The following is a 25107-nucleotide window of genomic DNA, read 5'->3' on the forward strand; positions in this document are numbered from 1 at the left end:
TCGTCGGCCGCAGTGTTGCCCTGGCAGCAAACGTCGCGAGGCGCCAGCGTAAGCGGCCGAGTGACCGCCTGAACACCGCGACCTCGAGGGCAGGGAGCGGGGGCCGGCTTCTCCGGACACTGTGCCAGCCGAGCGCTTCGGAAGGGAGCGGCGATCAGCGAGGGCGCTGTCCGAGCGGTCCCGCAGGGACCGCGAGTTGCGCCCGAGCCGCCGCGGACGACGAAGGCGAGGGCAGCCCCGCCAAAGGCGGGGCCGCAGCACCGTGTCCGGAGAAGCCGGCCCCCGCTCCCTGCCCGGGCGCAGACGCTCCGGGAGCGGTCAGCCCGCCGCGAACGCGAAGTCGCGCCCGGGGGCCGCGGCGAACAGCGCCCGCGTGTACTCGTGCTTCGGGTTCCCGAACACTTCCCCCGCCGGCCCGTATTCCACCACCTGCCCTTTCGACATGACCATCACGTGGTCGCAGACTTGCGCCGCCACCCGCAGGTCGTGGGTGATGAACAGCATCGCCAGGTGCAGCCGGTCGCGGATCTCGTCGAGCAGGCGCATCACCTGGGCCTGCACCGACACGTCGAGCGCCGACACCGCCTCGTCGGCGATCAGCAGCTCGGGCTCCATGGCCAGCGCGCGGGCGATGCAGATGCGCTGGCGCTGGCCGCCCGAGAACTGGTGCGGGTAGCGGTCGAGCGACGCCGGGTCGAGCCGGACCAGTTCCATCAGCTCGCGGGCACGGGCCATCGCCTTGCTGCGTGGCGTGCCGTAGTTCAGCGGCCCCTCGATGATCGACTCGCCCACGGTGCGGCGAGGGTTCAGCGAGCGGTAGGGATCCTGGAAGACCACCTGGATGCGCCGGCGCAGCGGCCGCAGCTCGCGGTGCGACATCCGCGCGATGTTCTCGCCGCCGATCTCGACCGTGCCGGTGGTCGGGTCGATGAGCCGTGCGATGCAGCGGGCCACGGTGGACTTGCCCGAGCCGGACTCGCCGACGATGCCCAGGGTCTGGCCGCGCCGGATCTGCAGCGACACCTCGGCGGCGGCGCGCACTTCGTGCTTCGGCGCGAAGAAGCCGCCGCTCGAGTAGATCTTGCCCAGCTTTTCGGTCTTCAGCACCACCGGGGCGTTTTCGTCGGCGCCGCGGTGGCGCGGCTTCACGCTGGGCACCGAGCCGATCAGCATCTTCGTGTACGCGTGCTGCGGGTCGGTAAGCACCGCCTGCTTCGTGCCGGTCTCGACCATGTCGCCCAGCCGCAGGACCGCCACGCGATCGGCGATTTCGGCCACCACGCCGAAATCGTGGGTGATGAACAGCACGCCGGTGCCGTGCTTGTGCTGCAGGTCGGCGATCAGCCGCAGGATCTGCGCCTGGGTGGTCACGTCGAGCGCGGTGGTCGGCTCGTCGGCGATCAGCAGCACCGGCTCCAGGATCAGCGCCATCGCGATCATGATCCGCTGGCGCTGGCCGCCCGAAAGCTGGTGCGGGTAGGAGTCGTACATCCGGTCGGGGTCGGGCAGGCCGACTTCATCGATCACCTGGTGCACCCGCTGGCGGCGCTCGGCGGGCCCCAGCTTCGTGTGCATGGCCAGCACTTCGTCGATCTGCGCGCCGCAGCGCATGACCGGGTTCAGCGCGGTCATCGGCTCCTGGAAGATCATCGACATCCGCACGCAGCGCAGCTCGCGCAGCCGCGATTCGCTGGCCTGCGCGATGTTTTCGCCCTCGAGCAGGATCTCGCCGCCGAGCACCGGCAGCTGCTTGGGCAGCAGGCCCATCACCGCCTGCGCGATCACCGACTTGCCCGAGCCGGACTCGCCGACCAGGCAGACGATCTCACCGCGGTTCACCGTGAGGCTCACGCCGGCCACCGCGCGCTTGCGATCACCGCCCCGCGGCAGGGCGATCGACAGGTCGCGGATCTGGAGGACGGGGCCGGTCGCGGGCATGTCGCGGGTCTGCTTGTTGATCTGGGAGGTGTTCATCGGATCAGACCCGCTTGGCCATCTTCGGGTCCAGCGTGTCGCGCAGCCCGTCGCCCAGGATGTTCACCGCCAGCACGGTGACCGCCAGGAAGATGCCAGGGAAGAACACGTTGTGCGGATACTGCTGGAACTGCACCCGCCCTTCGGCCATGATGTTGCCCCAGGTGGGGATGTCGGTGGGCAGGCCCACGCCGAGGAAGGACAGGATGGCCTCCAAGAGGATCGCCGACGCGCAGATGTAGGTCGCCTGCACGATCAACGGCGCTACCGTGTTGGGCAGGATGTGCCCGAACATGATCTTCCAGCCCGGCGTGCCCAGCGACAGCGCGGCCTCCACGTAAGGTTCCTCGCGGATCGTGAGCACCAGCGAGCGCACCAGGCGCGTCACCCGCGGGATCTCGGGAATCGCGATCGCCACGATGACGGTGATCAGGCTGGCCTTCCACAGCGCGACCAGTGCGATTGCGATCAGGATGCCGGGGATCGCCATGATGCCGTCCATGACGCGCATCAGGGGGCCGTCGAGCCAGCGGAGGTAGCCCGAGCCCAGTCCGGCTAGAACGCCCAGGAAGGTGGAGACCACCGCGCAGGCGATGCCCACGATCAGCGAGACCTGGGTGCCATAGATCACGCGGCTGTAGATGTCGCGGCCGAAGGAGTCCGATCCCATCAGAAACTCGTGGGCGACCATCTCGCCTTCCATCGTCATGATCTCGCCGGTCGCGCCCGGCAGCAGGTCGCGGCTCGAGGGATCGAAGAGCGTGGGGTCGACGGTGCCCAGCAGCGGTGCGGCCAGCGCGATGGCGACCAGCAGCGCCAGCGCAACCCCACCGATGCGAACGCTCCAGTTCTGCCCGAGACGCTTCCAGATCGAGGGGCGCTCGACGATGTCGGCCGCTTCGACGGACAGCGTGTCGTCGATGGTGGGCGTGGTCGGATTCGTCATCAGTAGCGGATCCTCGGGTCGAACACCAGATAGGAGAGGTCCACGAGCAGGTTGATCAGCACGTAGACGAAGGAGAAGAACAGGATCACGCCCTGGATCGTGGGGAAGTCGCGCGCCAGCACTGCGTCGACCGTGAGCCGGCCGAGTCCTGGGATGCCGAACACCGACTCGGTCACCACGACCCCGCCGATCAGCAGCGCGATCCCGATGCCGATCACCGTCACGATGGGCACCGCCGCATTGGCCAGCGCGTGGCGGATCAACACCCGCATCTCGGGAAGGCCCTTGGCGCGCGCGGTGCGCACGTAGTCCTCGGTGAGCACTTCGGCGACCGCGGCCCGGGTGACGCGCGCGATCAGCGCGATGTAGATCACCGCCAGCGCCAGCGCCGGCAGGATGATGTGCCGCAGGAAGGGAACGATGCCATCGGCCAGCCGCGAGTAGCCCTGCACCGGCAGCCACTCGAGCTTGATCGACACCAGCCAGATCAGCAGGTAGCCGAGCACGAACACCGGCAGCGAGAAGCCGAGCACCGAGAAGCCCATCAGCGCGCGGTCCAGCCAGCCGCCGTGGCGCCAGGCGGCCAGCACGCCGAGCGGCACCGACACCCCGACCGCCAGCACGATGGTCACGAAGGCCAGGGCGAAGGTCGGTTCGAGCCGCTGCGCGATCAGCTCGGTGACCTGCATCTTGAAGTAGTAGGACTCGCCGAGCTCGCCCTGCAGCAGTTGCGAGAACCAGATGCCGAACTGCACCGGCAGGGGCTTCTCGAGCCCCAGCTGCTCGCGGATCTGCTGGATGTTCTCGGCGCTCGCCGCGTCGCCGGCGATGATCGCGGCCGGGTCGCCCGGCGTGAGCCGCAACATCAGGAAGACCAGCACCGCCACGATCAGCAGCACCGGGATCGTGGCCGCGATCCGCTTGATCAGAAAACCTGTCATCGATTCGTGTCCGGAAGAGGGGGCGGCGCAGTGGCGCCGCCAGTGCCCGACCCGGTTGCGCGGTCAGCCCGGCCTTCGGGCGCTCGCGCGGTCAGGCCACCGGCCCGGGAACCGGGCCGGTGGCGGCCTGCGGGGCAGGCCGCCGGCCAGGACCTACTTCTTGATGTTCCAGTAGAGGTTGCCCGGCGCGGTCACCAGGCCGGTGATGCCCTTGCGGACCGCCGCCGGCTGTACGTACTCGCCCAGCGGCGCGTGGGTGCCGTACTCGAAGGCCTTCTTCTGGATTTCCTGCGCGAGCGACTTCTTCTTGCCTTCGTCGGTCTCGCGCGCGAACTGGTCGCGCAGCTTCTCGATCTCCGGTGAATCGGCCCAGCCGAACCAGGCCTTGTCGCCGCCCGCGCCGATCGCCGCGTTGGTCAGCGGATTCCAGATGTCGGGCGACACCCAGGCCGTCGCGAAGATATGCCAGCCACCCTGCGCCGGCGGGTCCTTCTTGGCACGGCGCGAGACCAGCGTGTTCCAGTCCATCGACTGCAGGTCGACCTTGAAGCCGGCCAGGCGCAGCAGCTGGGCGGCCACGTCCGGCAGCTTGGTGATCGAGGCCAGGTCGGTGGGCTTCATGATCACGATCGGCGTGCCGTCGTAACCCGAGGCCTTCAGCAACTCCTGCGCCTTCTTCAGGTTGCCCTTGCCCAGGTTCTGTGCCTCGGCGCCGGCGTTCGACGCGTAGGGCGTGCCGCAGGTGAACATCGACGCGCAGATCTTGTAGAGCTTCGGATCGCCGACCTGGGCCTTCAGGAAGGCCTCCTGGTTGAGCGCCATCAGCGCCGCCGCCTTGACCTTCGGGTTGTCGAAGGGCTTGTGCAGGTGGTTGAAGCGCAGCATGTACTGGAAGCCCAGCGGATTCCAGTTGACGATCTCGATGTTCGGGTCGGCGCGCAGCGCGGCGTAGGACTCGAAAGCCGGCTGCTCGATCATGTCGACCTCGCCCCGGATCAGCGCATTGACCTGCTGCTGCGCGTCGCGCAGCGCCAGGTTCCACTCGACCCGGTCGACGTAGACGTTCTTGCCGCCGGCGGTGCCAGAAGGCGGCTCGTTGCGCGGCACGTACTTGTCGAACTTGGCGTAGACCGCCTTGTCGCCCGGTTTGTACTGGTCGCGCACGAACACGTACGGACCCGAGCCGGTGTAGTCTTCGATCTGCTTGTCGGCCGGAGTCTCGGCGACCCGCTTCGGCATGATGAAGGGCACGTTCGACGACGGCTTGCCGAGCGCCTCGAGCACGAAGCCGCAGGCCTCGCGCAGGAAGATCCGGAAGGTGTCGGGCGCCGGCGAGTCCATCCGGTCCACGAATGTGAACAGCTTCTGGCCCATCGCGTCGCGCTTGCCCCAGCGGGCCAGCGATGCGGTCACGTCTTCGCCGGTGACTGGCGCGCCGTCGTGGAACAGCAGGCCCTTGCGCAGCTTGAAGGTCCAGAGGCGGTTGTCGTCGCTGACCGTCCAGGACTCGACCATCTGCGGCTTGATCTGGCTCTTGGCGTCGGTGCCGAAGAGGGTGTCGTAGATCATGTAGCCGTGGTTGCGGACCATGTACTGCGTGGTCCAGATCGGGTCGAGGATCGCCAGGTTCGAGTGCGGGATGACCTTGAGCACCTTGTCCTGGGCGGCGACCTGTCCGCCGTGCAGGGTCGCCATGGCGACGATGCCCGCCGCGATGACCGACCTGAGCCTGAAACTGACTGCCATGAAATGCCTCCGCTGTGGATGGTTCGACAACGCGTTCGCGGGCGTCGTTCAGGATCCGGCCATCGGCCGGATCCGGGACAATGTTACCGCGAGAATCGAGGCGCCGGCGCCACGGCGGTGCAGGACGATCAGGCCGTCGTGACCGGGATCTTCCCGATCCGGGCCTGCCACTCGGCCGGACCGGTCTGGTGCACCGAGGTGCCGCTCGAGTCGACCGCCACAGTGACCGGCATGTCCCGGACCTCGAACTCGTAGATCGCTTCCATCCCCAGGTCGGCGAAGCCGACCACCCTGGCCTTGCGGATCGCCTTGGAGACCAGGTAGGCGGCGCCGCCCACCGCCATCAGGTAGGCCGCCTTGTGCTTGCGGATGGCGTCGATGGCCGTCGGGCCGCGCTCGGCCTTGCCGATCATCGAGATCAGCCCCGTCTGCGACAGCATCATGTCGGTGAACTTGTCCATCCGGGTCGACGTGGTCGGGCCGGCCGGGCCCACCGCCTCGTCGCGCACCGGGTCGACCGGGCCCACGTAGTAGATGACCCGGTTCGTGAAGTCCACCGGCAGTGTCTCGCCGCGGGCCAGCATGTCCTGGATCCGCTTGTGGGCGGCATCGCGGCCGGTGAGCATCTTGCCCGACAACAGCAAGGTCTGGCCCGGCTTCCACGAGGCGACCTCTTCCTTCGTGAGCGTGTCCAGGTCCACCCGCTTCGACTGCTTGACGTCGGGCGTCCAGCTCACGTCCGGCCAGGTGGAGAGCGGCGGCGGCTCGCAGTAGGCGGGGCCCGAGCCGTCGAGCACGAAATGCGCGTGCCGCGTGGCCGCGCAGTTCGGGATCATCGCCACCGGCTTGGAGGCCGCGTGGGTCGGGTACATCGCGATCTTGACGTCGAGCACCGTGGTCAGGCCGCCCAGGCCCTGGGCGCCGATGCCCAGCGCGTTGACCTTCTCGTAGAGCTCGATGCGCAGTTCCTCGACCTTGTTCGCCGGCCCGCGCTTCAGCAGGTCGAACATGTCGATCGGGTCCATCAGCGACTCCTTGGCCATCAGCATCGCCTTCTCGGCGGTGCCGCCGATGCCGATGCCAAGCATGCCCGGCGGGCACCAGCCGGCGCCCATGGTGGGCACGGTCTTGAGCACCCAGTCGACGACCGAATCCGACGGGTTGAGCATGACGAGCTTGGACTTGTTCTCCGAGCCGCCGCCCTTGGCCGCCACGGTGACGTCGACCTTGTCGCCCGGCACCAGCTCCATCTGGATCACCGCCGGCGTGTTGTCCTTCGTGTTCTTGCGCTCGAACTGCGGGTCGGCCACCACCGAGGCGCGCAGCGTGTTGTCCGGGCTCAGGTAGCCCCGGCGCACCCCCTCGTTGACCGCGTCGGCGATCGATCCGGAGAAGCCCTCGAAGCGCACGCCCATGCCGATCTTCAGGAACACGTTGACGATGCCGGTGTCCTGGCAGATCGGGCGGTGTCCCTCGGCGCACATCCGCGAGTTTGTCAGGATCTGCGCGATCGCGTCGCGCGCGGCCGGGCTCTGCTCCGACTGGTAGGCCCGCGCCAGGTGCTCGATGAAGTCCTGCGGGTGGTAGTAGCTGATGAACTGCAGCGCCGCGGCCACCGATTCGATCAGGTCGTCCTGCTTGATCACGGTCATGGTTCGGTCCTCGTCGGAATGATGGAAGGCGATTGCCGCGCGCAATGCGCGGCGCTCGGCGGTTCGGCTCGCAGGGGCCCGGCCCGCCGGATCAGTGTCCGTTGCGCTCGCGGTGGCCACCCTTGTGCGCGACGGCCAGGGTGCCCGCCATCAGGCGGTCGATGATCGCGATGGCGATTGCCGAGACCAGGAACACCACGTGGATCACGGTCTGCCAGAGCAGCGTCTGCTGGGGCAGCGTGCCGGCCGAGATGAAGCTCTTGAGCAGATGGATCGAGGAGATCCCGATGATCGCAGTGGCAAGCTTGACCTTGAGCACGTTCGCGTTCACGTGCGACAGCCATTCGGGCTGGTCGGGGTGGCCTTCGAGCCGCAGCCGCGACACGAAGGTCTCGTAGCCGCCCACGATGACCATGATGAGCAGGTTGGAGATCATCACCACGTCGATCAGCGACAGGACGATGATCATGATCACCGTTTCCTTGCTCCGCTCGGTGATGTTGAGCCGATCGACCGTGCTGTCGAGCGCGCCAGGGTTCCAGAGCAATTCGACCAAATGGACCAGTTCCTCTGCGAACAGCCAGACGTAGACCACCTGGGCGACGATCAGGCCGAGGTACAGGGGCAACTGGAGCCAGCGGCTGGCGAAGATCAGGCGCGGAAGCGGGGCGATCGGCTTGTCGGCGGGAGGCATCAAGGAGGGACTCCTTGCGGAAATCCGGCGGAGTTTAGCGGATTTGCCGAACAGGCCCGCGCGGATTCGCACGTCTGGAGCGGCGCGCTATCCTCGGGAAGCGTCTCCGGGCGAAGGGCGAGTCGGCCTCCGGAGCGCAGGGGCGGGCGCGGTTGCGCAAATGCCTGATCCGTAAGGCTTCCGTAAGGGACCCTGCGTAACTTGCTCCCGCATAAGCAGAAATCCAGCAAGAAAATGGAGGGGGGACATGTCCGCTCAGATCGAATCGGTGCTCCAGGAAGGGCGTTTGTTTCCGCCCCCGAAGGGCTTCGTCAGCAAGGCCGCGATCGCCGGAATGGACCAGTACCAGGCGCTCTGCGCCGAGGCCGAGAAGGATCATGCGGGCTTCTGGGCCCGCCTGGCGCGCGAGCACCTGGTGTGGCACAAGCCGTTCAGCCGGGCGCTGGACGATTCGAACGCGCCGTTCTTCAAGTGGTTCGACGATGGCGAACTGAACGTCTCCTGGAACTGCCTGGACCGGCACCTCGGCACCCCGGTCGAGAACAAGACCGCGATCGTCTTCGAGGCCGACGACGGCAAGGTCAGCAAGGTCACCTATCGGGAGCTGCACGAGCGGGTGTGTCGTTTCGCCAATGGCCTGCGGGCGCTGGGCTTCCAGAAGGGCGAGCGTGCCATCGTCTACATGCCGATGTCCGTCGAGGGCGTCGTGGCCATGCAGGCCTGCGCCCGGCTCGGCATCATCCACTCGGTCGTGTTCGGCGGCTTCTCGGCCAAGAGCATCCATGAGCGGATCATCGATGCCGGCGCCACGCTGGTGATCACCGCCGACGAGCAGGTGCGCGGCGGCAAGCACATCCCGCTCAAGCCCGCCATCGACGAAGCCTTCGCCATGGGGGGCTGCGACAGTGTCCGCAAGGTGGTGGTCTACCGCCGCACCGGCGGCGACGTGGCCATGCAGCCGGGGCGCGACATGGCCTGGGACGAAGTCGTGGCCGGCCAGTCCGCGCAGTGCGAGCCCGCGTGGGTCGGCGCCGAGCATCCGTTGTTCATCCTCTACACCTCGGGCTCCACCGGCAAGCCCAAGGGCGTGCAGCACGCGTCGGCAGGCTATCTGCTGATGGCCGCCCTGACGATGAAGTGGACCTTCGACATCAAGCCGGAGGACATCTTCTGGTGCACCGCCGACATCGGCTGGGTCACCGGACACACCTACATCACCTATGGCCCGCTGGCCTGCGGCGCCACCCAGGTGGTGTTCGAGGGCGTGCCCACCTTCCCGCATGCCGGCCGCTTCTGGGAGATGATCGACCGGCACAAGGTCAGCATCTTCTACACCGCGCCCACCGCGATCCGCTCGCTGGTCAAGGCCGGCGAGTCCAGCCCCGACCACCATCCGCGCAAGTACGACCTGTCCTCGCTGCGCCTGCTCGGCTCGGTCGGCGAGCCGATCAACCCCGAGGCCTGGATGTGGTACTACACGAACGTCGGCCGCGAGCGTTGCCCGATCGTCGACACCTGGTGGCAGACCGAGACTGGCGGCCACATGATCACGCCGCTTCCGGGCGTGCATGCGCTCAAGCCCGGCTCCTGCACGATGCCGCTGCCCGGCGTGGCCGCAGCGATCGTCGACGAGACCGGCACCGACGTCGAAAAGGGCAAGGGCGGCTTTCTGGTCATCAAGAAGCCCTGGCCCTCGATGATCCGCACGATCTGGGGCGACCCCGAGCGCTTCCGCAAGAGCTACTACCCGGACGACTTCAAGGGCCGCTACTACCTGGCCGGCGACGGCGCCAGCCGGGACCTCGATGGCTACTTCTGGATCATGGGCCGCATCGACGACGTGCTCAACGTGTCGGGCCACCGGCTCGGCACGATGGAGATCGAGTCGGCGCTGGTGTCCAACCCGCTCGTGGCCGAGGCGGCGGTGGTCGGCAGGCCCGACGACATGACCGGCGAGGCGGTGGTGGCCTTCGTGGTGCTCAAGCAGGCGCGGCCGTCCGCGGAAGAAGCGAAGAGGATCGCCAACGACCTGCGCAACTGGGTCGGCAAGGAGATCGGCGCGATCGCCAAGCCCAAGGACATCCGCTTCGGCGAGAACCTGCCCAAGACCCGGTCCGGGAAGATCATGCGCAGGCTGCTGCGCTCGGTGGCCAAGGGCGAGGAGATCACTCAGGACGTCTCCACGCTCGAGAATCCGGCCATCCTCGACCAGCTCAAGCAGGCCAACTGAGGCCCCACCCATGGCGAGCGTGGTCATCGTGCTGAAGGGCCTGGTGGAGTTCGCGGGGCTGCTGCTGCTCGCGCGAGGCGCAGTGTTCGTGCTGAGCTTCGGCAAGCATTCGCAGAACCCGATCTACCAGGCCCTGGTCTTCCTGACCCGCCCCCTGGTGCGGGTCGCGCGCGCGATCACGCCCGCCGCCGTCGTCGACAGGCATGTTGCGGCGGTCGCCTTCTTTCTCTTGTTCTGGGTCTGGGTCGGGCTGGTCCTCCTGAAGGCCACCTACGCCCCTGTCGGCCCTTCCTGATTTCCCGGAGACAGCAGACATGGCGGCGTCCAGACCTTGGCTCTCCAGACAGATGGCCGTCTGGGCCGCCTTCTTCGGGCGGCGCGAGATGGCCGAGCACTGGTGGTGGCGGCTGCTCGCGGCCAGGCCGGGCGACGTGCACGCCCTGGCGTCGATCGGTCACCTGCGCGCCGAAGCCGGCGATCCGGCGGGCGCGATCGCCGCGTTCGAGCAGGCGGTCGCCGGTGGGGGGGCTCCGGCCTCGGTCTGGTTCAACCTCGGATTCATGCGCCAGGAGGCCGGCGATCACGAGCGGGCCATCGAGGCCTTCGATCGGGCGATCGCCGGCGACGAGCGCCTCGACCGCGCCTGGTACGGCAAGGCGCTGTCGCTGATCAAGCTCGGGCAGATCGAGGAGGCGATCCCGCTGCTCAAGAAGAACACCGAGCTGCAGCCGATGTCGCCCTTTGGCTGGTACCAGCTCGCGCATGCCTATCACCGGCTCGGGCAGACCGAGCGCGTCGAGAACACGATCCGCAAGCTGGCCGGGTTCGAACCCAAGGTCGCGAAGCAACTCGAGCGCGAGACCGGGGTCAACGTCGGTGTCGAAGTGCCGTTCTGAGCAACCGGCGTGAAGCCTTGAATTCTGCGGGCACGACCCGCTTACCGGGGAGGAGGAGAGCGTGAGACTGCGTTCGACAACAAGGGGGAGGAGACATCATGCAATTGACGGCTAAACACCAGGAGTACTGGCAGCGGAACCTCAGGATCACGGGCCTGCTGCTCGCGATCTGGTTCATCGTCACCTTCGTGCTCATCTACGGGGCACGCACGTTGACCTTCAATTTCTTCGGCTGGCCGTTCTCGTTCTGGGTGGCAGCGCAGGGTGCCCTGCTGGTCTACGTGGGCATCATCATCTACTACGCGCGCTACATGAATCGGCTCGACCGGGAGTACGGCGTCGAGGAAGGAGAGGAATGATGAGCAGCGTCGCACAGAGCAACAAGGCCTTCAAGGCGCAGCTCAAGAAGGTCTACGGCTTCTACACAGGGGGCTTCGCGATCTTCGTGATCGCGCTGGCCATTCTCGAGCAGATGGGCCTGCCGCGGGTCATGATCGGCTACGTGTTCCTCATCGCCACCGTGTTGCTGTACGCCGGCATCGGCATCATCAGCCGCACCAACGTGGCGGACGAGTACTACGTGGCCGGCCGTCGCGTGCCGGCGGTCTTCAACGGCATGGCGGTGGGCGCCGACTGGATGTCGGCAGCGTCGTTCATCGGCATGGCCGGCACGCTGTACCTCGCCGGCTTCGGCGGCCTGGCCTTCGTGATGGGCTGGACCGGCGGCTACGTGCTGGTGGCGCTGCTGCTGGCGCCTTTCCTGAGGAAGTTCGGGCAGTTCACGATCCCCGACTTCCTGGGCGCGCGCTTCGGCGGTCACGTGCCGCGCTTCGTGGGGATCGTCATCGCGGTGCTCTGCTCGTTCACTTACGTGGTCGCGCAGATCTACGGCGTGGGCATCATCACGACCCGGCTCACCGGCGTGCAGTTCGAGATCGGGATCTTCCTCGGCCTGGCCGGCATCCTGGTCTGCTCCTTCCTGGGCGGCATGAAGGCGGTCACCTGGACCCAGGTGGCGCAGTACATCATCCTGATCATCGCCTACATGATCCCGGTAGTCTGGCTGTCGGTGAAGCAGACCGGCTTCCCGATTCCGCAGCTCATCTACGGCCAGCAGCTGACCAAGGTCACGCAGCTCGAGGAGAAGCTGATCGCCGACCCGAAGGAGCAGGAGGTCAAGAAGATCTTCCTCGACCGTGCGGCGGCAGCCACCGAGAAGCTGAAGGATCCGGCCAAGTCGTTCGCTGAAGGCAAGGCTGCGCTCGAGGCGGCGGTGGCCACCGCCAGGTCGGGCGGCGACGCCGCGGCGATCAAGAAGGCCGAGGACGCGCTGGCCGCCTACCCGAAGGACCAGGCTGCCGCGGAGGCTGCCTGGGGCAAGGACAGGGCCGGCGGGGCAAGAGGCGCGCCGCTGTCCAGGCACGCCGAGGCCTTCCCTGGCAAGGACGACAATGCGCGGGCGGTGGCTCGGAAGAACTTCCTGGCGCTGGTCTTCTGCCTGATGGTCGGCACGGCAGCACTGCCGCATATCCTGATGCGGTACTACACGACGCCGTCGGTGCGCGAGGCGAGGAACTCGGTCGCCTGGTCGTTGTTCTTCATCCTGCTGCTCTACCTGACCGCGCCGGCCCTGGCGGTCCTGGTGAAGTACGTGGTCTACAACGACCTGGTCGGAACCGCCTTCGCGGAGCTGCCTCGCTGGGTGCAGTCGTGGACCAGAGTCGATCCAGGCTTGCTGTCGATCGCGGACGTCAACGGTGACGGTGTCGTTCAGCGTGCCGAGATCGCGATCGGCGGGGACATCGTCGTGCTGGCCACGCCGGAGATCGCCGGGCTGCCCTACGTGATCTCGGGCCTGGTGGCCGCAGGCGGTCTGGCGGCGGCGCTGTCCACCGCCGACGGCCTGCTGCTGACGATCGCCAACGCGCTGTCGCACGATCTCTACTACAAGATGATCGACCCGAACGCGCCGACGGCCCGCCGTGTGCTGATGTCCAAGATGCTGCTGCTGGTCGTGGCGGTCCTCGCTGCGCTGGTCGCTTCGCAGAAACCGGCCGACATCCTGTTCCTGGTGTCCGCCGCGTTCTCCTTCGCCGCCGCGGGGTTCTTCCCGGCGCTGGTGATGGGCATCTTCTGGAAGCGCACCACGGGCATCGCGGCAACGTTGGGCATGATCGCCGGCTTCGGCGTCACGTTCTACTACATGATCCTGAACCAGCCCTGGTTGCGCGAGATCTTCCTCGACATCCCGCGCTCGGCGCCGATCACGAACCTGTGGTGGGACATCCAGCCGATCTCGGCCGGACTGTTCGGCGTGCCGCTGGGCTTCATCGTGATCATTCTCGTCTCGCTGGTCACTCCGGCGCCGGACAAAAAGACGCAGGAGCTGGTGGAGCATGTTCGCTACCCGAACCTGAAACCGGCCTGACGAAGGTCGTGCCGCCCGGTGCCGCTCGCGGCGCCGTGGCGGCGGTTCGAATCCGGGCCGGCCTTGTGCCGGCCCTTCTCTTTGGTGCGCCGCAGGTCGCCTCCAGGGGCGTGTCGCGATTTGCTAGAATGTCGGGTTCCGGAGGGATGGATGAGTGGTTTAAGTCGCACGCCTGGAAAGCGTGTAAGGGTTAACAGCCCTTCGGGGGTTCGAATCCCCCTCCCTCCGCCAGTTAGATTCCCGGCATAGCTCGGGAAAGTTCGCAGTAGTTGCACTAAGCCATTGATAGATATGGGTTTCCCGAGTCCACGCATCCCTTCCTAGTCCGCCATAGTCCCGCGTCAGTTCGCCCTGATGCGCGGAAATTTTGGGGAACGGGAAGGGGATTGGAACAAGGGGAATCCTCATGGCTGCGATCCACAAGCTGGCCGCTCGGTCAGTCTTTACCGCTGGCATCGGTAAGCACGCCGACGGCGGCAATCTCTACCTCATCGTCAAGCCGACCGGCGCCTCATGGGTGTTCCGGTACACGGCGCCATCCGGTCGGCAACGGGAGATGGGGCTCGGGCCTTGCCTGCGCGACACGCAGGCGGCGGCGGGCGCGAGCCTGACCCGAGCACGCAAGGCGGCCGGGAAGGCCCGCGAGGTGCTCGACGCGGGCGGCGACCCGCTGGAAGTCCGCCGCGTCGAGCGCGAGGCGGCGAAGGCGGCCGACGAGGCCGCCAAAGCCGAGAAGCAACGCGACCGGGCGACGCTGGCGCGGGTGGCACGCGAGTACCACGAGCGGGTGATCGAGCCGACTAAGACGGCCAAACACGGGGCGCAATGGATTGCCAGCCTCGAAAACCACGTCCCGCCCGCGATTTGGCATAAGCCAATCGCCGACGTGAGCGCCCCCGAGTTGCTCGACTGGCTGATTAGCCTTCAAGCCAAAGTTCCCGAAACCGCGTCGCGCATCCGGCAGCGGCTCGAAGTGGTGTTCGACGATGCCGAGTTTCGCGGGGTTTCGGCTGGCAACCCGGCGCGGGCCTTGCGGCGCAAGCTCACCGAGGCGAGCAAGCGGCGCGAGCGAGGACACTTCGCCGCGCTCGATTGGCAAGCCGTGCCGGCCTTCATGGCCGACCTTCGCGGACGCGAGGCGATCGCCGCGCGAGCGTTGGAGTTCGCCATCCTGACCGCAGCGCGAACCGGCGAGGTGATCGGCGCGGCATGGGATGAGTTCGACCTCGACGCGGCAAAGTGGGTCGTGCCTGCGAGCCGAATGAAGGCCGGCGAAGAACACGAGGTGCCTCTCTCCGAGCGCGCGGTCGAGATTGTTCGGGCTATGCGCGCGATCCGGCACCCCGAGCAAAGGCACGTCTTTCGTTCGCCGCAGTCGCATGAGCGCCCGTTGTCGAATATGGGCATGTTGACCTTGCTTCGCCGCATGGGGCGAGCCGACGAGACGACGGTTCACGGCTTGGCGCGCGCCTCGTTCTCGACATGGGCGAATGAAACCGGCGCGGCGCGCCCCGACGTGATCGAGGCTTGCCTCGCGCACCGGGAGGCCGACCTCGTGCGGCGTGCCTACAGCCGCGCTAAGTTCGCGGCCGAGCGGCGGGCGTTGCTTGATGCGTGGGCGCGCTACTGCGCGGGCGAGCAACCGGCGACGGCGGAGGTGATCGAGTTCAAGCGGGGGAGCGCATGAACCCGGCGACCGGGGCGCCGTGGGCGCTGTCGGAAGCCGCGCGCGCCGAAATCTTGCGCGTGCTGAGGCGCGACAAGGACGCGGGCAACTGGCATCTGCCGGCCGTCGTGGCGTTGATCGACAAGGCGGCGGCCGAGTACCGGCGCTTGATCGGCGATCAGTTCCCCGATCGTGGCCGGCGCACGCTTGAGGCCGAGGCGCAGCGGCGCCCGGACGGGTTCGCGGCGGCGGCGCTCGCGTTCGACGAGCGCGCGACCGCGAGCCGAGGGCGTGGCCGTCCGACGATGACGCGAGAGCGATGGGCGCTCGTTCATGCGATCCGCCGGGCGCTGCCGGGCATGATGGGTCGGAAGGGTAGACACGGCGCGCTCGCGCTGTCGCCGAAATCGACCTTCGTGCAGATTCTCGGCGTCGCGCTTCACGAGATCGACCCGGAGATCCACAAAGACGCCTACAAGTTCGCGCGGCGCGTGCTCGGCGAACCGCCCCCGCCGGTGACTCGTCTTGAGCCGGCCGTCATGGCCGATCTCTTGCGCGGGAGGGAATTTTTCGCCCAAAAATAGAAACGGGGTGCGGGTGTAGCCAAATGCTCGGAAGCGAACTACTCCGAGCTAGGGCACCCCGCCATGAACAAGCCAATCTTGGTCACCGCCGCCGACGCATCGGCCCTCCTGTCCGTCGGCGAAACCCGCTTCTATCAACTGCGCGCCGAGCGAGCCGACTTCCCCACGCCGGTCATGCTCGGGCCTCGCTGCATTCGCTACCGCACCGCCGACATTGAGGCCTTCGTCGAGAGGTTGGCAAGCGAGTCGGCGCCGCAGCCTGAGCCCGTACAACTGGCCGCCGGCCGTTCGCGAGGCCAAGCGCGGCGGAAGGGCCGTCTGCCGTTCCCCGCGCAGGACATGGGCTGCGAGGACGATGTGCGGCCGATCCCCACGCCAGCCCCCGCCGAGGTGTCGGCGTGAGTGCGCTTCTAACCGGGCACTTCGATCCGACTGCGATCAATGCCGTCGTCGCTGGCGAGCAAGACGCCGAGCGTCTGTTGCGCCGGATCGCTACTGGCGTCGCTGGCCCGGATGATCTCTGCAACCTGATGGCCGCAGCCGCTGCCGGCGCGGTGGAAGCGTCGGGGCCGATCGCTGTCGATCCGCGCTTTCGCGCAATTGCGAGGCGGCTCCAAAAGCGAATCGAAGTCGCCGAGGCCGAGGCCGGAAAGCGGTGATGCGGTTGCTCGACCACGAACGCGATGCGCTCTTGGTGCCGGGCGCGTCGTGGATTCCGGGTTTGGTGGCGGACGAACCGCCGCCCGCTTCGGCGCGCGACGATTGGAGTCTTGCCGATCAGATCGAGGCGGCCGCAATGCTGGTATCTGACGCGATCCGCGATCGGGCCGACGAACCGGCGCGCGTCTTTCGGGCGCTGACCTCATGGCGTCTGCTGCGGAAGCATGACCGCGCGATGTTCGACGGACTGATTGCCCAACTCGATCGCGATGCGCGCGCGGTACTGCTGCGGCGCCTCGCCGTGCCCGAAGGCGATACCCCGGCAGACGGGCGCGCGCCGTTTCGGGTGCTGACGGCGGCCGATCTCGCGACGCTGCCTCGGGCTCGCGATCGGGTGCGCGGCGTGCTGCCAGCCGAGGGCATGGCCGCAATCTATGGGCCAGCGGGCAGCGGAAAGACGTTTCTCGCGCTCGACTTGCTCGCCGCAGTCTCGGACGGCCGCGAGTGGTTCGGGCACCGGGTCGAGTCCTGCCCCGTGGTGTACGTCGCCCTCGAAGGCGAGGCAGGCATCGCGCAGCGATTGAAGGCTTACAGCGAGCGGCACGGGCAGGCACCGTCCGGGCTCCGGTTCATCTTGGAGCCGTTCGCGTTGCTCGAAGGCGGCGACGTGGCCGAGCTTGCCCAAGCGGTTCGGGCCGCCGGGTGCGCGGAGGGCATCGTCGCAATCGACACTCTGAACCGTGCCGCGCCCGGCGCCGACGAGAACGACTCGCGCGACATGGGGCGAATCATCGCGGGCGCGAAGGCGCTGCAATCGGCGCTCGGTGGGCTTGTGTTGCTGGTGCATCACGCCGGCAAGGACACGACGCGCGGGCTGCGCGGGCACTCATCCCTGATGGCCGCTCTCGACGCTGTGATCGAGGTGTCGCGCGACGGCGAGCGGCGCGAGTGGCGCGTCGCGAAGTCGAAGGACGGGCCCGACGGGGCGACCCATCCCTTCCGCCTTTCCGTGGTCGAGCTTGGCAGCGATGGCGAGCCGATCACGTCGTGCGTCGTCGAGCCCGAGCAGTCGCCGTCCGAAGCGGTGCGCCGCGTGAAGGTGCCGCAGGGCGGCAATCAACGCATCGTTTGGGATGCGCTCGGCGAAGTGCTTCGCAACGCATCCGAATTCGGGCAGGCAGGCGCGCCACCGGGTCGGCCGTGCATCCGGATCGAGGCGGCAATCGAACGTTGCCGGGGCCGGCTTACATGCTCGCCGGATCGTCAGACCGAACGCGCTCGCGAGGCGATAACCGGGCTTGTGAATCGCGGCGCGCTGACGCTGCGCGATGGGTGGCTATGGGCAACTTGAATCCCCGAAATTCCCCGAAATCCCCGGAAACGGGGAAGTCCGGGCCCGAAATTCCCCGCCGCCCCTATAAGGGGCGGGGAAGTTCGGGGAAAGGTTTCCGGGGAGCGGTGAGGGTTGGATTGGGGGCTGAGAGCGGTAGGTGTCGGAGGCCGTGCAACCGCGCGGCAGCCGGCGGATGACCTGTCTTTAGAACTGAGGAAATGAACATGGAAAACTTCGAGATGACGGAAACCGGGCGGGGCGTGGTCTTTGCGCTGGCGGACGGTGGCACCTTTCACTTGCCGGCCAAGCCCAATGTCGAGCGGGTCGGATCGCTCGACGTGCTGGCCGTGGCGCGGGGAGTGTTCGACGAGGCCGCCCGGTTGCAGGCCGAAACCAAAGCGGTGCGGGCCAATCCGCATTTGACCGAGGCTGGCAAGCTTGACCGCCTCGCGCCTGTTCGAATCAAAGGGGTTCGCGCCGTGGCGCGTGCAGCGGCGTCAGTCGAGCATGAGGACGAACAACTAGCCGCCCGCGAGAATGCCATCTTCACGGTGCCGGCGATTGATCGGGCCGACGCCGTAACGGCGATCCGCGAAGGCGAGCTTCGCAGCCGGTTCGCATCCTTGACGGCGCGGGCGCGCCTGCAAGTCGTGGAGGAAATCTCCAAGCCCGGCAACGAGCAATTGATGCTTGCCCTGTTGCGCGACCCGATGCCGGCGCAGGACGCGCTGCGCGAGGTTGTCGTGACTCGTTGGCGCGAGGCGCGCGAGGCCGAGCACATTCAAGAGCTTCGCTCGATCCGAGCGGCACGAGAGGCGCTCGATTGGCTGCGTCGGTCGATCTTCGCCGCAGCGGCCGCCGTCCGTCGCTCGGCCGAACTGTCGCCGCGCGAGTTGGCATCGGTGCTTGCGGGCGACGCCAACGCAATGCGCGGCGCTCATGCCTTCGGCGTCAGCCCCGACGACATCGCGGCGGCTCGCGCGGCGGCGTTGCGTCGGACGACGTGAACGAGCGAAACAGGGGGGAGGGGGTCGTGAGCAAAGCCTTGCCCGCTGCCTCTCCCCGCCCGGCGAGCCTGCCATTTCGCGGGCGTCGAATCAGGCTTGCAACGATCGACGATTGCGCCGCCGAGATGCAGCGAATCTATCGGGAGGCGCGAAGCGGCGAGTTGCCGCTCGCCGATGCGTGCAAGCTGGCTTTCCTGCTCTCAACGCTGTCGAGGATGCGCGAAGTTGGCGACCTCGAGAAGCGGGTGGAGCGGTTGGAGGACGAGGAATGAACCTTCGGAGTCGTATCTTGCGCCTACAACGCGAGCAGGGGCGTCGTCAGGCCACGCTAGATGGCAGGCGAAACCGGTGGGTCGATCAGGCCCCCGGCGAGCCGCTGGAGGCCTTCCTTGTTCGGCTGAGAGCCTTGCGCCCCGGCCCGCGTCTTGTGCGACTCGCTGCCGGGGAGCCAGCAGAGGCTGCCGAACTCGTTGCCAAGGCGGTGCCGGGGGTTCGCTTCCTCACCTTCGCTGCACCGAGCGACTCGGCCGAATGGGAGCGGTGGGCGATTGCGACCCACCTTAGGGAGACCTCATTGGGGCGGGCAAAGGACGTGCGTTGATCGAGGCGGGCTTAGGGGCGGACTCCCCACGGTGTCGAACCCATTGGTGGTGCAGATAGAAACGCGAGTCGTACATCCCCGCGTCCATCGGTAAGATCCAACTCCGAAGGGTCTTCGCGTAATGGAGCAACTCTATGCAGTCAGTGTGGCTTCTCGGGTTGCCGAGCCTGTTGCTCAATGGGTTTAACAGGTCGTGTCTTATTGTCTCGTTTCTCTGGCTGGCAGTAATAGCTGAGTGGTCAGTGATCGCATGGGGCCTTGTCGCGGCAGCATTGATGCCGGTCGCGTACTACGCGCTAGTGAAGCCATTCATGTTGCTGGAGAAGAAAATTGTACATTCATTAGACAATGGCCAGCGCGAAGCGGCGGTCGCGTGGGCGGCCCTCTATTGGACGGTTGCCTATTTTTTTGCTCTGGGATGGGTGCTAATCGTATTCAGAGTAAGCTGGAACAACTCGACGATAGATAACGAAATTCCGATATTGCTTTGGGCCTATTCAATTGCGTTGCTTCCTTTAAGGTTCATGGCTCAGCCGGAGCGGCTGAATCTGCACACCTTCTTAACAGTGTTTGCTGCGCATACCTCCTATTTGGGTTTTTTAGTATTTAATCAAGCTGGGTTGGCGTTTGGCGCGGCTGTTCTCCTTCTGGTTTTCATGTGTGTGTTATTCGTTGTCTTGGAATTTTCGTTGCATGCCTCATTGTTTATTGATGAGTGACGATTCAAAGTAGAAAGGCGGCCCTCATTTTTGCGATTTCGAGCGGGTCGCGCGACAAGGAGATATTTTGGATATATTGCGCACGGTTGCGAGGAGGAAAACATGCGAACTGCGTTCTCTCGTTTGATGTCTGAAATTCTCGTTACATCTCGAATTCTTGGGTTGTCGTGACTGGAGCGTACTACGGGCGGGAGCCCGCCGCCGTGCGCGAGCTCCTCGGGGAGCTTGAGGGTCGATTGGGCGTGCGCGAGGGATTTTTGAGCGATCTCAGAGAGGATCCGAATGACTGGTCATTTCTCGTCCGAGTGCAGGTGTTTGTTGAGAGCGCGTTGGGTCATATGGTGCTCGCGGAACTTGGTCGGCCGGAATTGGCGAAGTTTGTTGGCGCTCTGCATTTGGGGGGGCAGAATGGCCTCGGTGAATTGGCGTTCGCACTCAATCTCTTGACGGCCGAGGAGAGGGCCTTTGTCAAGGAGTTATCCGGACTCCGAAATCGCTTTGCGCATCGAATCGAGAACATAGACCGCACGCTGACAGAATATGTGCGATCACTTACGCCGCATGAACGTCGAGAACAGATGAACGCGATCATGCTCTTGAAAGATGCGTCGCCCGCGCTCTCTCGCGAGTATTGGGAGAGCGGCCCCTTAGTGGATGTCTTGGCGAAGTCTGCGCGCGAGTTGATATGGTGGGGTCTTGCGATTTTCTCGGGTGCAATCTTAGTTAATACGGTAAGAGCCGACGACAAGCATCTGCGACAGAAGGCCGCGGAGATGCGAGCGGGGTTCTTCGAGTCCACGGGTGATCGATCGCTGATCGAGCTTCTCAGCCTTTCGCCCGGTGAGATGGGAATGGAGAAAGTTGCTGCTGGTGAGCCGGTGCCTGCGCCGGCGGCGCGAGCACCCGGGGGCGATTCATCGAAATAGGCGCGACTCTTTCGAGGTCGCGAGCTTCGGTGGCCAGAGACGGGGCGTTAGGGGTGATCCTATGACACGCGCGCGTGTCTCCTAGATGCTTGTCGCGCGCGGTGATTGACAGAGCCTCCCCCTCATCTGCGCCTTCGGCTCACGACGATCGACGACGTGCGCGCCGAACTGGCGAGGCTCTACCGGGCCGCGAGGGCCGAGTGGAACGAAACGTCGGATGCGTCGCGGCTGGCGAACATGCTCGCGATTCTCGGCCGGTTGATCGAGGGGGTGACATCGAGGCCCGGATCGCGACCCTTGAACGCCGGGAGCTTGTCGTGAGCGATCTACGCCGCCGACTGACCCGCCTAGATATCGCGGAGGATCGCCGCAGGGCCGCGCTGGAAGGGCGGGCGAACCGGGTGAGTCGAACAGGCCTCGGCGAGCCGCTGGAGGCCTTCCTTGTTCGTCTGAGGGCATTGCATCCGGGCCCGCGACTCGTCCAACTCGCTGCGGGGGAGTCGGCGCGGGCTGCCGAGCCAGTTGCCGAGGCGGTGCCGACGGTGCGATTTGTCACCTCTTCGAAGGTCGAGACGGCCGCGTGGGAAATTTGTTCCGCAGCGCCGCACGAGCGACTAAGTTTGGCTCGTAAGCAGTCAGCGAATTTCAGGTAGTTCAGGTAGTACGACAGGAGTGCCAAGGACGAGAAATTGGATAAGAACCGTTGCGAGGTAAACGCTGGTCGCCAAACCAATTGTGAAGAATGCCACCGACATTCTTCTCGTAAAGGTACTTAGTATCGGCTGCGGATACATTTCAATGGTCTTTGCAACGCATTGATCGCTTCTAACGGTAATTAGGTCGGGGAGATTTTGATTGACGGCTAGGATCTCGCAGCCAAGAAATTCCCCGGGGGCGAGGCTTTCGAACACCAAGACATACCGGTTGTCCGGTTCGATATGCTCGACCGCGTGGCGTGCGGGCCATATATTTATGCACATGGGCTTCCAGTTGAAAACTAGTTCTACCCGCGTAGCAGTGTCGCGGCCCGCGTTGCGAATTAGCATTGACTTCGTGTCGACGACTTGCGTCGGCTTAACGACGTTGCCGTCTTGGTCCACGAGTGGTTGTTGAACGTTAAACGTGAAACGGTGTGGTTGCGCCACTTCAAGTCTGGCCCTTGTCCTGAAATACGTGCCAAGTAGCCACCCCACAACGGGGACAAGCAAGGCGAAAATCTCTTTGCCGTAAATTTGGATGAAATTCATTGATGGCCTACGAGTAGTCGTCCCGAACACGGCAGACTGTTCGATTTTCCGAAGTGGGTAAAGAGCCAATTTCTTGATTGAAGCACTTGTTCTTTCGGTGGGCTAGGCTCTGGGTTATTATTATATAGCGCCATAAATTTACGGGCTTTTGTTTCGCCCGAGGATCTTGCAGTTCCAATTGTGGTATTTGCGCGTGGCAATGCTCTTCTTCAATTCCTCGTCGTTCAGTCGGTCGCCCGTTTTTAGAACGTCCTCAAGCGCCGAGTCTACGGCCGCTTCGTAGACTCGGCCCAACATGAAATCGGGTGTTGGGCCTTGGAGGAGAAGCTTCATTAACCATGGCACCTCGGTGCGCATGATTTCGTGGGGAATTTTCCCCGCTTGAACAGAGGCGATAAAAGCAAGCCCTTCGCGATAGCCTAGTAGGAACAGGCGTTCGGCCTCTCCTGCGTCGCCGAGTTGCGATGCCACCGCAGAGCACTCAAAAGCAGACCACGCGACTCGTGACCGCAGTGCTAGGTCTCGCGATGTCTCCGCAATTGCAGGCCACGACGCCGCGCAAGCGCAGATGCTCAGTGCAATGAACTGACGAGCAGGCTTTGGCATGTCTAGGCAAATCCATGAGCGGAGTTGCCATGCAGGCCTTCCGCGCGGTTGAGACAGGGCAAGGGGCCTTTACCCCAATGCTTGGGTGCGGTTATGACCCAAGCCAACGGCGAGGTCAACCACGCTGGCCGTGAAAGTCGGTGAGGCGGGCAGCTATTAGCAGCGGACCGAAGAGGCAGGCCGAGACACATTGCGCCCGTCGGGCCCGTTTTGAGCTTTCGTGCCAACTTCTTTGGGGATTGCGAGGATGGTAGCCCGCAGAAATGAATGATGGCGCGGAAGTTGACAGACTCTTGCCCCCGTCTGCGCCTTCGGCTCAAGACGCTAGACGACGTGCGCGTCGACCTGTCGCGCCTCTACTGGGCCGCGAAGGCCGGGCAGATCGAAACGTCGGATGCGTCGCGGCTGGCGAACCTCCTCGCGATCCCCGGCCGGCTGATTGAGGGCGGCGACATTGAGGCTCGGTTGGCGACCCTTGAGCGCCGGGAGCTTGAGTCGTGAGCGATCTTCGTCGCCGGCTAACCCGTATGGGGTTCGTCAAAGATCGTCGCATGGCCGCCGGTCGGGGTGCGGTGAACCACATGGGTCGCGCATGGGCAGGATGAACCGTTGGAGGCGTTTCTAGTCCGTTTGAGCGGCAACCGAGCCCGTTTTGCGCCCCCGACTCGCGCCTGATGGACTGGCTGACCGCCTGCCGGCTGGCCGGCATCCCGGACGATCAACGGGCCACGATGGAGCATCGCGGCCGGCTGCTCGGCGCCAATCCCGGCGACTGGCTGGCTGTCGATGGCGCGGTTCTACTGCCAGAGGTCGAGTTGCACGTTTGGCTTGCGGGCCGTGGGGGCGAGCAGATGACCCGCTCGGCATGGCCCACGCATGGGACAAGGCGCGAGGTTAGACCAGCCCCTCTTGACATGCCCTCCGCCGCCTATGGGCGGTTTTTTTCGGAGGCGATGCGCGGACGCCCGATTGCTTGGGGCATGGCTAGGGGTTTGGAGGAGGGCGCCCTCAAGACCCAATGTTGGCGCGGGGATTGACAGACACTCTTCCGCCAGACCTAGTCGACCCGGTGGGGCTACTATTGCGAAAGACCTCACGCCTAACGGTTGCGTGGGGATCCGCGGGCGATGACTCCGCACCCGATGCTCAGAACCGATGAACCTCATTCGAATCGTTGTCGCGGCCGTCGCGTTGTCGGCGGCTCAAGTGCCGTCCGTCCTAACCGCTCAAGACTTGCAGCGCGGAGTTAGGAACTATCAAGACCTCATGTCGGGTAAGAAGACTTTCGACCGGCTCACGCCGCAGGAAAAGCAAGAGGTCATCATCATCCATGGCCGCATCAGTTCCCGGAGTAGCGGGGGCGCGTCGGCGGAGTGTCGAGATGCGACTTCGCAGGCTGAGAGTGCAGCTTCCGAGCTTGCCGATTACGCCCGAAGGCTTCGCAACTGCGCCGAGGCTCGCGATTTTCAGGACGACTGCAGCACTGAGTTTCGGCGCGTTAGGAACGCATACAGTGACTACGAAGACGCAGTGTCGACAGTTGCGAGCAATTGCGACTGAGCCGGCAGCCGAAATAGCGAAGTTGAAATCGCCCACTTCGCATTCTGAGCCGCGCAGGCGCGCGTGAGTCGCTCGCCGCGGGTTGGAAGATGAACGACCGGGGCGCCCGAGTGCCCCGTGCCTGTTCGCCAACCTAGCGGGCTCTTTGCCGACGCAACCACTCGGCCAGCTCTTCCTCCAGCTGCCTCCCGCATTCCTCGGGTAGTCTGTCCGCATCTAGCCGCCAAGCGAAGGCCCCTATCAGATGAGGGCAGCGCGGAGGCGCCATTTCTTGGGGAGTGGCTAGGGGTTTGGAGGTGACCAAGCGGGAAGCCCAATGCTGGCGCGGGTATTGACAGACCCTCCCTCCGCCAGATCAAAGCAAGCGCCCGCACATGCGGGCGTTTTCATTCGACCGGCTCGGTCGGAATCCGACCGGCGTCGAAGGGCACTCGACCGCCGGTAGAGCCTGGCCAGGAGGCGCCCCTTGCAGCAGACCGACACGACCGCTGCCCGAGTCGAACTGACGCCCCATGGCGTGCTTCGCGTCGGGCTGAACATGGCCAACTTCCTGCTGGTTTCCGAGTATGCGTCCGGGCAACCCATCTTGAATCGAGTCGCCTGAGATAGGAGCCTCGTGTCCGCGTAACTCTTATGCGGACACATGGACACTTATCCCGTAGAACTTCCGGATCGCCGCCGCCGGCGCCGG

The 25107-nt window shown here is 65.5% G+C and carries 24 protein-coding genes and 1 tRNA gene; 17 read left to right on the forward strand and 8 right to left on the reverse strand.

Annotation, left to right across the window (positions count from 1 at the left end; genetic code table 11):
* Positions 1–318 precede the first annotated feature (318 nt).
* The 6 genes from FHP08_RS17950 to FHP08_RS17975 form a co-directional block, all read right to left on the reverse strand.
* Positions 319–1974: an ABC transporter ATP-binding protein gene (locus FHP08_RS17950; protein WP_222707933.1), complete on the reverse strand. Its 1656-nt coding sequence runs from the start codon at positions 1972–1974 to the stop codon at positions 319–321.
* A 4-nt stretch (positions 1975–1978) separates the two neighbouring features.
* On the reverse strand, positions 1979–2920 hold the full coding sequence (locus tag FHP08_RS17955) for an ABC transporter permease (RefSeq protein ID WP_147705887.1): 942 nt from the start codon (positions 2918–2920) through the stop codon (positions 1979–1981).
* Entirely contained in the window at positions 2920–3861 is a 942-nt protein-coding gene (locus FHP08_RS17960; protein ID WP_147705888.1) for an ABC transporter permease, read from the reverse strand. The genes FHP08_RS17955 and FHP08_RS17960 overlap by 1 nt, the downstream gene beginning before the upstream one ends.
* 153 nt (positions 3862–4014) lie before the next feature.
* Positions 4015–5607: an ABC transporter substrate-binding protein gene (locus FHP08_RS17965; RefSeq protein WP_147705889.1), complete on the reverse strand. Its 1593-nt coding sequence runs from the start codon at positions 5605–5607 to the stop codon at positions 4015–4017.
* Between the two features lie 128 nt (positions 5608–5735).
* On the reverse strand, positions 5736–7259 hold the full coding sequence (locus tag FHP08_RS17970; RefSeq protein ID WP_147705890.1) for a fumarate hydratase: 1524 nt from the start codon (positions 7257–7259) through the stop codon (positions 5736–5738).
* Positions 7260–7350: 91 nt separating this feature from the next.
* The gene (locus tag FHP08_RS17975) at positions 7351–7953 is read right to left on the reverse strand and encodes a TIGR00645 family protein (protein ID WP_147705891.1); all 603 of its coding nucleotides are present in this window, start codon (positions 7951–7953) and stop codon (positions 7351–7353) included.
* 247 nt (positions 7954–8200) lie between these two features.
* Between FHP08_RS17975 and acs the strand changes: the two genes are divergently transcribed.
* The 15 genes from acs (at position 8201) to FHP08_RS18050 (ending at position 21003) form a co-directional block, all read left to right on the forward strand.
* Positions 8201–10183 carry an acetate--CoA ligase gene (gene acs / locus FHP08_RS17980; RefSeq protein ID WP_147705892.1) on the forward strand — a complete coding sequence of 661 codons (1983 nt, stop codon included), beginning with the start codon at positions 8201–8203 and terminating at the stop codon, positions 10181–10183.
* 10 nt (positions 10184–10193) lie between these two features.
* A complete protein-coding gene (locus FHP08_RS17985) occupies positions 10194–10478 on the forward strand; it encodes a hypothetical protein (protein ID WP_147705893.1) in 285 nt (94 codons plus the stop codon).
* 19 nt (positions 10479–10497) lie between these two features.
* Positions 10498–11079: a tetratricopeptide repeat protein gene (locus FHP08_RS17990; protein WP_147705894.1), complete on the forward strand. Its 582-nt coding sequence runs from the start codon at positions 10498–10500 to the stop codon at positions 11077–11079.
* A 98-nt stretch (positions 11080–11177) separates the two neighbouring features.
* Positions 11178–11438, forward strand: coding sequence for a DUF4212 domain-containing protein (locus tag FHP08_RS17995; protein ID WP_147705895.1), 261 nt, complete (start codon positions 11178–11180; stop codon positions 11436–11438).
* Positions 11438–13507, forward strand: coding sequence for a sodium:solute symporter family protein (locus FHP08_RS18000; protein WP_225879195.1), 2070 nt, complete (start codon positions 11438–11440; stop codon positions 13505–13507). The genes FHP08_RS17995 and FHP08_RS18000 overlap by 1 nt, the downstream gene beginning before the upstream one ends.
* A gap of 140 nt (positions 13508–13647) precedes the next feature.
* A tRNA-Ser gene (locus tag FHP08_RS18005) sits at positions 13648–13738 on the forward strand.
* A gap of 175 nt (positions 13739–13913) precedes the next feature.
* Positions 13914–15194, forward strand: a complete 1281-nt coding sequence (locus tag FHP08_RS18010) for a tyrosine-type recombinase/integrase (RefSeq protein ID WP_147705897.1) — start codon at positions 13914–13916, stop codon at positions 15192–15194.
* Positions 15191–15757, forward strand: coding sequence for a hypothetical protein (locus FHP08_RS18015; RefSeq protein WP_147705898.1), 567 nt, complete (start codon positions 15191–15193; stop codon positions 15755–15757). Before FHP08_RS18010 ends, FHP08_RS18015 begins: the two co-directional genes overlap by 4 nt.
* A gap of 63 nt (positions 15758–15820) precedes the next feature.
* Positions 15821–16159 carry a helix-turn-helix transcriptional regulator gene (locus FHP08_RS18020; protein WP_147705899.1) on the forward strand — a complete coding sequence of 113 codons (339 nt, stop codon included), beginning with the start codon at positions 15821–15823 and terminating at the stop codon, positions 16157–16159.
* Positions 16156–16416 carry a hypothetical protein gene (locus FHP08_RS18025; RefSeq protein WP_147705900.1) on the forward strand — a complete coding sequence of 87 codons (261 nt, stop codon included), beginning with the start codon at positions 16156–16158 and terminating at the stop codon, positions 16414–16416. Before FHP08_RS18020 ends, FHP08_RS18025 begins: the two co-directional genes overlap by 4 nt.
* Complete coding sequence (locus tag FHP08_RS18030; protein ID WP_147705901.1) at positions 16416–17768, forward strand: AAA family ATPase; 1353 nt, start codon at positions 16416–16418, stop codon at positions 17766–17768. Before FHP08_RS18025 ends, FHP08_RS18030 begins: the two co-directional genes overlap by 1 nt.
* A 206-nt stretch (positions 17769–17974) precedes the next feature.
* Positions 17975–18757, forward strand: a complete 783-nt coding sequence (locus tag FHP08_RS18035; protein WP_147705902.1) for a hypothetical protein — start codon at positions 17975–17977, stop codon at positions 18755–18757.
* 26 nt (positions 18758–18783) lie between these two features.
* Positions 18784–19029: a hypothetical protein gene (locus tag FHP08_RS18040; protein ID WP_147705903.1), complete on the forward strand. Its 246-nt coding sequence runs from the start codon at positions 18784–18786 to the stop codon at positions 19027–19029.
* Between the two features lie 571 nt (positions 19030–19600).
* Positions 19601–20077 carry a hypothetical protein gene (locus FHP08_RS18045; protein WP_147705904.1) on the forward strand — a complete coding sequence of 159 codons (477 nt, stop codon included), beginning with the start codon at positions 19601–19603 and terminating at the stop codon, positions 20075–20077.
* A gap of 203 nt (positions 20078–20280) precedes the next feature.
* Complete coding sequence (locus FHP08_RS18050) at positions 20281–21003, forward strand: hypothetical protein (protein ID WP_147705905.1); 723 nt, start codon at positions 20281–20283, stop codon at positions 21001–21003.
* A gap of 635 nt (positions 21004–21638) precedes the next feature.
* Here FHP08_RS18050 and FHP08_RS18055 read toward each other — a convergent pair.
* Together FHP08_RS18055 and FHP08_RS18060 are read right to left on the reverse strand one after the other, a co-directional pair.
* Positions 21639–22250, reverse strand: a complete 612-nt coding sequence (locus FHP08_RS18055; RefSeq protein WP_147705906.1) for a hypothetical protein — start codon at positions 22248–22250, stop codon at positions 21639–21641.
* 138 nt (positions 22251–22388) lie between these two features.
* Positions 22389–22721, reverse strand: a complete 333-nt coding sequence (locus FHP08_RS18060) for a hypothetical protein (protein WP_147705907.1) — start codon at positions 22719–22721, stop codon at positions 22389–22391.
* Between the two features lie 468 nt (positions 22722–23189).
* On the opposite strand from FHP08_RS18060, the gene FHP08_RS18065 reads away from it, so the two are divergent.
* Positions 23190–23357, forward strand: coding sequence for a hypothetical protein (locus tag FHP08_RS18065; protein ID WP_225879196.1), 168 nt, complete (start codon positions 23190–23192; stop codon positions 23355–23357).
* A 1525-nt stretch (positions 23358–24882) separates the two neighbouring features.
* The gene (locus FHP08_RS18525) at positions 24883–25020 is read left to right on the forward strand and encodes a hypothetical protein (RefSeq protein WP_187272361.1); all 138 of its coding nucleotides are present in this window, start codon (positions 24883–24885) and stop codon (positions 25018–25020) included.
* Positions 25021–25107 lie beyond the last annotated feature (87 nt).

The sequence above is a fragment of the Zeimonas arvi genome (assembly GCF_008039575.1).
GTDB classification, from domain to species: Bacteria; Pseudomonadota; Gammaproteobacteria; order Burkholderiales; family Burkholderiaceae_E; genus Zeimonas; species Zeimonas arvi.